Here is an 8,890-nt window from a genome sequence, read left to right on the forward strand (position 1 = left end):
CCGGCGGGCGTACGAGGACTCAAGACCGACTAAGACGCCTGAATCCCCGATCCGAGAGAAGCGCAAGCCACCCATGCCCACGCGCCACGACATCCGTAACGTAGCCATCGTCGCCCACGTCGACCACGGCAAGACCACGCTGGTCGACGCCATGCTCAGGCAGGCCGGCGCCTTCGCCGCGCACGCCGCCGAGAACCTCGACGAACGCATGATGGACTCGAACGACCTGGAGCGTGAGAAGGGCATCACGATCCTGGCCAAGAACACGGCCGTGAAGTACCACCCCAAGGATGGCGGCGACGTCATCACGATCAACATCATCGACACCCCCGGCCACGCCGACTTCGGTGGTGAGGTCGAGCGAGGCCTGTCGATGGTGGACGCGGTCGTGCTGCTGGTCGACGCCTCCGAGGGCCCGCTGCCGCAGACCCGCTTCGTGCTCCGCAAGGCGCTCACGGCCAAGCTGCCGGTCATCCTCTGCATCAACAAGACGGACCGGCCGGACTCCCGGATCGCCGAGGTCATCGACGAGACGTACGACCTCTTCCTGGACCTGGACGCCGACGAGGACCAGATCGAGTTCCCGATCGTCTACGCCTGCGCCCGTGACGGCGTCGCCTCGCTGACCAAGCCGGAGGACGGCTCGGTCCCGGCGGACAGCGACAGCCTGGAGCCGTTCTTCAGCACCATCCTCTCCGCGGTCCCGGCCCCGGAGTACGACGAGGACGCCCCGCTCCAGGCGCACGTCACCAACCTGGACGCCGACAACTTCCTCGGCCGTATCGCGCTCTGCCGTGTCGAGCAGGGCGAGCTGCGCAAGGGCCAGACGGTCACCTGGATCAAGCGCGACGGCACGCAGTCCAACGTCCGCATCACCGAGCTGCTGATGACCGAGGCGCTCACCCGCAAGCCCGCCGAGAAGGCCGGTCCGGGTGACATCTGCGCGATCGCCGGTATTCCGGACATCATGATCGGCGAGACCCTGGCCGACACCGAGAACCCGATCGCGCTGCCGCTGATCACGGTCGACGAGCCGGCCATCTCGATGACCATCGGTGCCAACACCTCGCCGCTGGTCGGCAAGGGCGGCAAGGGCCACAAGGTCACCGCGCGCCAGATCAAGGACCGCCTCGACCGCGAGCTGATCGGTAACGTCTCGCTCCGCGTGCTGGACACCGAGCGTCCCGACGCGTGGGAGGTCCAGGGCCGTGGTGAGCTCGCCCTGGCCATCCTGGTCGAGACCATGCGCCGCGAGGGCTTCGAGCTGACCGTCGGCAAGCCGGAGGTCGTCACCAAGCAGGTCGACGGCAAGACGCACGAGCCGATCGAGCGCATGACGATCGACTCGCCGGAGGAGCACCTCGGCGCCATCACGCAGCTCATGGCGACCCGCAAGGGCCGCATGGAGACGATGACGAACCACGGTTCGGGCTGGGTCCGCATGGAGTGGATCGTCCCGTCCCGAGGCCTCATCGGCTTCCGTACGGAGTTCCTGACCCAGACCCGCGGTACGGGCATCGCGCACTCCCTGTTCGAGGGCCACGAGCCGTGGTTCGGCGAGCTGCGGACCCGTCACAACGGCTCGCTGGTGGCCGACCGTTCGGGCGTCGTGACGCCGTTCGCGATGGTCAACCTCCAGGAGCGCGGTGTCATCTTCACCGAGGCCGGCACCGAGGTCTACGAGGGCATGATCATCGGCGAGAACTCGCGCGCCGACGACATGGACGTGAACATCACCAAGGAGAAGAAGCTCACCAACATGCGTGCGGCTTCCGCGGACACCACGGAGAACGTGGTGCCGGCGCGCAAGCTGTCGCTGGAGCAGTCGCTGGAGTTCTGCCGCGACGACGAGTGCATCGAGGTCACCCCGGAGACGGTCCGTATCCGCAAGGTCGTCCTGGACCAGAAGATGCGCGGCCGTTCCGCCTCGCGCGCCAAGCACAACTGACGTCTCCCGCACGGCTGACGTCCCGCACGGCGGGACGTCGGGCAGGGCACGGGCGCCCGGCACTGCACGGGCGCCCCGCACTATTGACGTCCCGCGTCACCGGCGTCCCGCATCACCGACGTCCGGATGTCCTGACGTCTGACCGTCCGGACGTCTGACCGTCCTGACGTCTTGTACCGCTGACACCGAGCAGCACAACCGGTCCGGCGACGGATAGGCCATTTTCGGCCGATGATCCGTCGGCCCGGGGCATTGCAGAAGGCCAGGGCCCTCGCAGACACTGTGGGGGCCCTGGCCTTTGGCAACCGGTTTTCCGGTCACGGTGTCCACCATGCGAGACATGGGCGTCCGATAATCGGGCGTCGCTCTCCGAAACGTGTGTTAACAGTCCGTTTCGGGGGTGTCTGTCTGGGATCGGTTTGTCCGGATTTTGATCCGCACGAGTGGCGGATGTTGTCAAACCGAGACCCTTTAAGTGTGGTTTACGGCCCAGTCGTACTTAATAGTTGGCTCCATTGAGCTCGGGTCAATGGGTCACGCACTGTGGGGAGTGCCGACTCACGAGCACACTAAGGGCACTGAAACGATCACCGTCAGGGGTGTCGGTGTATCGACCCAGTGCCCTTCTTGTAGTCAAAAGTGGACTCATGAGGAGGAAACCCATGCGTGGTGCCAAGAGCGCCAAGTGGGTCGCGGGAGCGGCCATCATCGCCCTGGCTGCGACTGCCTGTGGCGGCGGCGACGACGACGCCGACAAGGGCAAGGGCGGCACCAAGGGTGCCGTCAACGCTGACGGCATCTTCTCCGTCGAGGTCGGTGAGCCGCAGAACCCGCTGCAGCCGGCCAACACGATGGAGTCGAACGGCAGCATCGTCACCGACTCGATCTTCTCGCAGCTGGTCGACTACGACGCGTCCGGCAAGCTTGAGATGATCAACGCGGAGTCTGTCGAGACCACGGACAGCAAGCTCTGGACGGTCAAGCTCAAGAAGGACTGGAAGTTCCACGACGGCACGCCCGTCACGGCCGAGTCCTACATCAAGGCCTGGAACTGGGCCGCCAACGTCAAGAACAACCAGACCAACGCGTCCTGGTTCGGCGACATCAAGGGCTTCACCGACGTCTACCCCGAAGACGCCAAGGCCAAGCCCAAGGCCGACGCCATGTCCGGTCTGAAGAAGGTGGACGACTACACGTTCACCATCGAGCTCAACGCCCCGCTCCCGTACTTCTCGTACAAGCTCGGCTACACGGTCTTCTCCCCGCTGCCCGAGTCCTTCTACGCGGACCCGAAGGCCGCCGGCGAGAAGCCGGTCGGCAACGGCGCGTACAAGTTCGTCAGCTGGGACCACAAGAAGCAGATCAAGGTCGTCCGCAACGACGACTACAAGGGTCTCGACAAGGCGAAGAACGGTGGTGTGATCTTCAAGAACTACACCACCCTCGAGACCGCCTACGAGGACCTGAAGTCCGGCAACGTCGACGTGCTGCGCCAGATCGGCCCGAAGGACCTCCCGGTCTACCGGTCCGACCTCGGTGACCGCGCCGTGGACAAGGCGTACTCCGCGATCCAGACGATCGCCGTCGCCTACTACACGGACCAGTTCAAGGACATCAACCCGAAGGTGCTCCAGGGCCTGTCGATGGGTATCGACCGCGCCACGATCACCAAGACGGTGCTCCAGGGCACGCGTGAGCCCGCCACCGGCTGGGTCGCGCAGGGTGTTCTCGGCTTCCAGAAGGACGCCGCCGGCGACGTCACCAAGTACGACCCGGCGAAGGCCAAGGCTCTCATCAAGGAGGGTGGCGGCGTCCCGGGCAACAAGATCTCGATCCAGTTCAACGCCGACGGTGGCCACAAGGAATGGGTCGAGGCCGTCTGCAACAGCATCACGCAGTCGACCGGTGTCAAGTGCACCACCGACTCGAAGGCCGACTTCCAGGCCGACACGAACGCTCGTGACGCCAAGGAGGTCAAGTCCCTCTACCGTTCCGGCTGGGTGCTCGACTACCCGGTGAACGCGAACTTCATCTCGGACCTGTTCCGTACCGGTGCCGCCGGTAACCAGGGTGACTTCACGAACAAGGGCCTGGACGCGGAGATCAAGAAGGCTGACTCCGCGGCCTCCCTCGACGAGTCCGTCGCGGCGTACCAGAAGATCGAGAAGGAGCTGGCGAACTACATGCCCTCCATCCCGCTCTGGTACTACAAGGTCAACGCCGGTTTCTCGGAGAAGGTCCAGAACGTGAACTACGCGCAGGACGGCGACCCGATCCTGAGCCAGATCGAAGTCAAGAAGTAATCACACCTACGTAGTCCGCGCGCAGGCGCGGGACCGGCATCGAAAGACGGTCCGCGCTTGTCCGCACGCCGTGGCCGGGGGGCCCTTCCACGCAACCGACGACCCCACAGGGGGAGTCGGTGCGGGGGAGGGCCCGTCGGCTGCTGCTTGCCTATTACATGGAGGCATGATGGGGCGCTATGTCGCACGACGACTGCTCCAGATGATCCCGGTCTTCCTCGGGACAACTCTGCTGATCTTCCTGATGGTCTACACACTGCCCGGCGACCCCGTGCGTGGGCTGTTCGGGGACAAGGGTGTCGATCCGGCCACACTGGCGAGACTTCGCCACGAAAAGGGCCTTGATCTGCCGATCCTGCAGCAGTACTGGAATTACATGACAGGCATCGTCCTGCATCTCGATTTCGGTGATCAGATAGCCAGCGGACGTCCCGTCACGGACGTCCTCGGCGACGCGTTCCCCGTCACCCTCCGGCTGGCCGGCATGGCGTTCGTCATTGAGATCGTCGTCGGCATCGGCCTCGGCACCATCGCCGGTCTGCGGGCCGGCCGGCTCACCGACAACGCGGTGCTGGTCTTCACCCTGTTGATCATCTCGATCCCGGTGTTCGTCCTCGGCTTCATCATCAAGGCCGTGTTCGCCTTCCAGCTCGGCTGGATCGATCCGAACGTGTCCAATGACGCCAAGTGGGGCGAACTGCTGGCGCCCGCCATCGTGCTGGGCTCACTGTCACTCGCCTACGTCGCGCGCCTCACGCGTACGACGATGGCCGAGAACCTTCGCTCCGACTACATGCGTACCGCCATCGCCAAGGGACTTCCCAAGCGGCGCATCGTCGGCGTGCACCTGATGCGCAACTCGCTGATCCCGGTCATCACCTTCCTCGGCACCGACCTCGGTGCCCTGATGGGCGGCGCGGTCGTCACCGAGGGCCTGTTCAACGTCAAGGGCATCGGCGGCACGATCTACGAGTCGATTCAGAAGCGTGAAGGCACGACGCTCGTCGGCCTCGTCACCATCCTGGTGCTCGTCTATCTCCTGATGAGCCTCATCGTCGACCTGCTGTACGCGGTCCTGGACCCGAGGATCCGTTATGCCTGACGTGACCAAGACCGCTCCCGCGCCCGAGGACTCCAAGGCGCCCCTCGCGGACCCGTCGGCGACGGTGAAGGCGGAGAAGGCCCGCAGCCTGTGGGGCGACGCCTGGCGGGACCTGCGCTCCAACTGGTACTTCATCATCTCGTCGGTCCTGATCCTCATCCTTCTCGTGATGGCGGTCTTCCCCGGCCTGTTCACCAACGCCTCGCCGACCTCGGCCGACCTGGTGCACCACTACCTGGGCAAGCCGGAGCTGAGCAAGATCGGCTCCGAGGGCTGGCTCGGCTACGACGGCCAGGGCCACAGTGTCTACGCGCGTGTCATCTACGGCACCCGCGCCTCGATCACCGTCGGCGTCTGCGTCACGCTCCTGGTGACGCTGTTCGGCGGACTGATCGGCATGCTCGCCGGCTACTTCGGCGGCTGGGTCGACGCCCTGCTCTCGGGCTTCTTCACCAACGTCTTCCTCGGCATCCCGTTCCTGCTGGGCGCCATGGTCGTCCTCCAGGCGTTCACCGAGCGGAAGGTCTGGGTGGTCGTCTTCGCCCTGGCGTTCCTCGGCTGGACCCAGATCGCGCGTGTCATGCGTGGTGCGGTGATCGTCATCAAGCAGTCGGACTACGTCCAGGCCGCCAGAGCGCTCGGCGCGGGCACCGGCCGGATCCTCTTCCGGCACATCCTGCCCAACGCCATGGCCCCGGTGATCGTGGTCGCCACCATCTCGCTCGGTGTCTACATCTCGGCCGAGGCGACCCTGTCCTACCTCGGTCTGGGTCTCGCCGACCCGACGATCTCGTGGGGTATGGACATCTCCGGTGGCTCGGCCCAGATCCGCGTCGCACAGCACATCCTGCTGTACCCGTCGATCATGCTCAGCATCACCGTTCTGGCGTTCATCATGCTCGGCGAAGCCGTCCGCAACGCCCTCGATCCGAAGTCGCGATAAGGAGGGCGAACGTGGCCACCATCAACAAGACCGCAGAAGTCCCGTCCGCACGCTCGGGTGACGACTACGTCGGGCCCCTGCTCGATGTCCGTGACCTGCACGTGGAGTTCCACACCCGCGACGGTGTGGCCAAGGCGGTCAACGGTGTCAACTACAGCGTGAACGCGGGAGAGACCCTCGCCGTTCTCGGTGAGTCCGGCTCCGGCAAGTCCGTGACGGCGCAGGCCATCATGGGCATCCTCGACATGCCGCCGGGGAAGATCCCGCAGGGCGAGATCCTCTTCCGCGGCCAGGACATGCTCAAGATGTCCTACGAGGAGCGCCGGCAGATCCGGGGCCAGAAGATCGCGATGATCTTCCAGGACGCGCTCTCCTCGCTGAACCCGGTCCTCACCGTCGGCTACCAGCTCGGCGAGATGTTCCGGGTCCACCAGGGCCTGTCCAAGAAGGAAGCCCGCGCCAAGGCCATCGAGCTGATGGACCAGGTCAAGATCCCGGCCGCAGCGGCCCGGGTCTCGGACTACCCCCACCAGTTCTCCGGCGGTATGCGACAGCGCATCATGATCGCCATGGCGCTGGCCCTGGAGCCGGACCTGATCATCGCGGACGAGCCGACCACCGCGCTCGACGTGACCGTCCAGGCCCAGGTCATGGACCTGCTCGCGGAGCTCCAGCGCGAGTACAACATGGGCCTGATCCTGATCACGCACGACCTCGGCGTCGTCGCGGACGTGGCCGACAAGATCGCCGTGATGTACGCGGGCCGGATCGTCGAGACCGCTCCCGTGCACGAGATCTACAAGCGCCCGGCGCACCCGTACACCAAGGGTCTGCTGGAGTCGATCCCGCGCCTGGACCAGAAGGGCCAGGAGCTCTTCGCGATCAAGGGCCTGCCGCCCAACCTGCTCAACGTGCCCACGGGTTGTGCCTTCAACCCGCGCTGCACCATGGCGCAGGACATCTGCCGTACGGACATTCCGGCGATCGCTCCGGTGACCGAGCAGGACGGCACCGAGCTGGTCGGACGCGGCAGCGCCTGCCACTTCTGGAAGGAGACGATCCATGGCTGACATCAAGAAGGAGCCCGTGGACGCCACCCCGAACGTCTCCGACGTGGAGACGGTCGACGCGGCCACCGAGGCGGAGGCCGTGGCCGCCATCGACGCACCCGTGTCGCAGGGCGAGCCGATCCTCCAGGTCCGCAACCTGGTCAAGCACTTCCCGCTGACCCAGGGCATCCTGTTCAAGAAGCAGGTCGGTGCGGTCAAGGCCGTGGACGGGATCTCGTTCGACCTGTACGCGGGCGAGACGCTCGGCATCGTGGGCGAGTCCGGCTGTGGCAAGTCCACCGTCGCCAAGCTCCTGATGACGCTGGAGCGGGCCACCGCCGGCGAGGTCTTCTACAAGGGCCAGGACATCACCAAGCTGTCCGGCCGCGCGCTGAAGGCCGTGCGCCGCAACATCCAGATGGTGTTCCAGGACCCGTACACCTCGCTGAACCCGCGTATGACGGTCGGCGACATCATCGGCGAGCCCTACGACATCCACCCCGAGGTGGCCCCGAAGGGCGACCGGCGCCGCAAGGTGCAGGAGCTCCTCGAAGTCGTCGGTCTCAACCCGGAGTACATCAACCGGTACCCGCACCAGTTCTCCGGCGGTCAGCGCCAGCGCATCGGCATCGCCCGCGGCCTCGCGCTCAACCCGGAGATCATCATCTGCGACGAGCCGGTCTCCGCGCTCGACGTGTCGGTGCAGGCGCAGGTCATCAACCTGATGGGGAAGCTCCAGGACGAGTTCAACCTCTCCTACCTCTTCATCGCGCACGACCTCTCGATCGTCCGGCACATCTCGGACCGGGTCGGCGTCATGTACCTCGGCAAGATGGCCGAGATCGGTACGGACACGCAGATCTACGACCACCCGACGCACCCCTACACCCAGGCGCTGCTGTCGGCGGTCCCGGTTCCGGACCCGGAGGCCCGTGAGGGCCGCGAGCGGATCATCCTGACCGGCGACGTCCCGTCCCCGGCCAACCCGCCGTCGGGCTGCCGCTTCCGCACCCGCTGCTGGAAGGCCGAGGCGAAGTGCGCCGAGGAGATGCCGCTGCTGGCGATCCCGGAGCGCTTCAAGACCGCGAAGACGCCGGCCGCGCACGAGTCGGCGTGCCACTTCGCGGAGGAGAAGGACGTGGTGCACGCGGCCTGACGCGTCACGACGTCCCTCGCGGACATGACCGGACCCCTCGGGAGCCCTTACGGGAACCCGGGGGGTCCGTTTTTCTTGTGCCAGCTTCTTCTGGTGCCCGATCAGGGGCGACGGCCGGTCAGTGGTCCGTGGTGAAGATTTCCTCGGCGGTGGTGGCGGTGGCGGCGCGTTGGAGCCACTGGTTCAGCAGGTGGGAGTCGGTGCAGGTGGTGATCTTCTGGCGGAGTTCGTCGGTGAGGGCGATGCCGCGTGCGTCGACGATCAGGAGAAGGCTCTTTGCCCGGGCTTCTGCCTGGCCTTGGGCTCGGCCCTGGGCTCGGCCTTCGTCCCGGATTTCTTCGGACATGAAGGATGTGTAGAAAGAGGTATCCACGGCCACCAGGTTCCTC

General features: G+C 65.7%; 6 protein-coding genes and 1 pseudogene. 6 read left to right on the forward strand and 1 reads right to left on the reverse strand.

Going from position 1 to position 8,890, the window contains the following annotated elements; all coding sequences use genetic code 11:
* Window positions 1-73 precede the first annotated feature (73 nt).
* The 6 genes from typA to ACZ4LX_RS32460 all read left to right on the forward strand — a co-directional run bounded on the left by typA (window position 74) and on the right by ACZ4LX_RS32460 (window position 8,501).
* Window positions 74-1,948 carry a translational GTPase TypA gene (gene typA / locus ACZ4LX_RS32435; RefSeq protein ID WP_467650465.1) on the forward strand — a complete coding sequence of 625 codons (1,875 nt, stop codon included), beginning with the start codon at window positions 74-76 and terminating at the stop codon, window positions 1,946-1,948.
* A 662-nt stretch (window positions 1,949-2,610) separates the two neighbouring features.
* Window positions 2,611-4,251: a peptide ABC transporter substrate-binding protein gene (locus ACZ4LX_RS32440; protein WP_467650464.1), complete on the forward strand. Its 1,641-nt coding sequence runs from the start codon at window positions 2,611-2,613 to the stop codon at window positions 4,249-4,251.
* A gap of 169 nt (window positions 4,252-4,420) precedes the next feature.
* Window positions 4,421-5,353, forward strand: a complete 933-nt coding sequence (locus ACZ4LX_RS32445) for an ABC transporter permease (RefSeq protein WP_467650499.1) — start codon at window positions 4,421-4,423, stop codon at window positions 5,351-5,353.
* Window positions 5,346-6,296 (forward strand): ABC transporter permease, encoded by a 951-nt coding sequence (locus tag ACZ4LX_RS32450; RefSeq protein WP_467650463.1) that lies wholly within the window; start codon window positions 5,346-5,348, stop codon window positions 6,294-6,296. Before ACZ4LX_RS32445 ends, ACZ4LX_RS32450 begins: the two co-directional genes overlap by 8 nt.
* Window positions 6,297-6,307: 11 nt before the next feature.
* Window positions 6,308-7,366 (forward strand): ABC transporter ATP-binding protein, encoded by a 1,059-nt coding sequence (locus ACZ4LX_RS32455; protein WP_467650462.1) that lies wholly within the window; start codon window positions 6,308-6,310, stop codon window positions 7,364-7,366.
* Window positions 7,359-8,501, forward strand: coding sequence for an ABC transporter ATP-binding protein (locus ACZ4LX_RS32460; RefSeq protein WP_467650461.1), 1,143 nt, complete (start codon window positions 7,359-7,361; stop codon window positions 8,499-8,501). The genes ACZ4LX_RS32455 and ACZ4LX_RS32460 overlap by 8 nt, the downstream gene beginning before the upstream one ends.
* 118 nt (window positions 8,502-8,619) lie before the next feature.
* Here ACZ4LX_RS32460 and ACZ4LX_RS32465 read toward each other — a convergent pair.
* Window positions 8,620-8,890, reverse strand: a pseudogene (locus ACZ4LX_RS32465) (hypothetical protein); the annotation flags it as partial.

It is taken from the genome of Streptomyces sp. NPDC026062 (assembly GCF_055568375.1).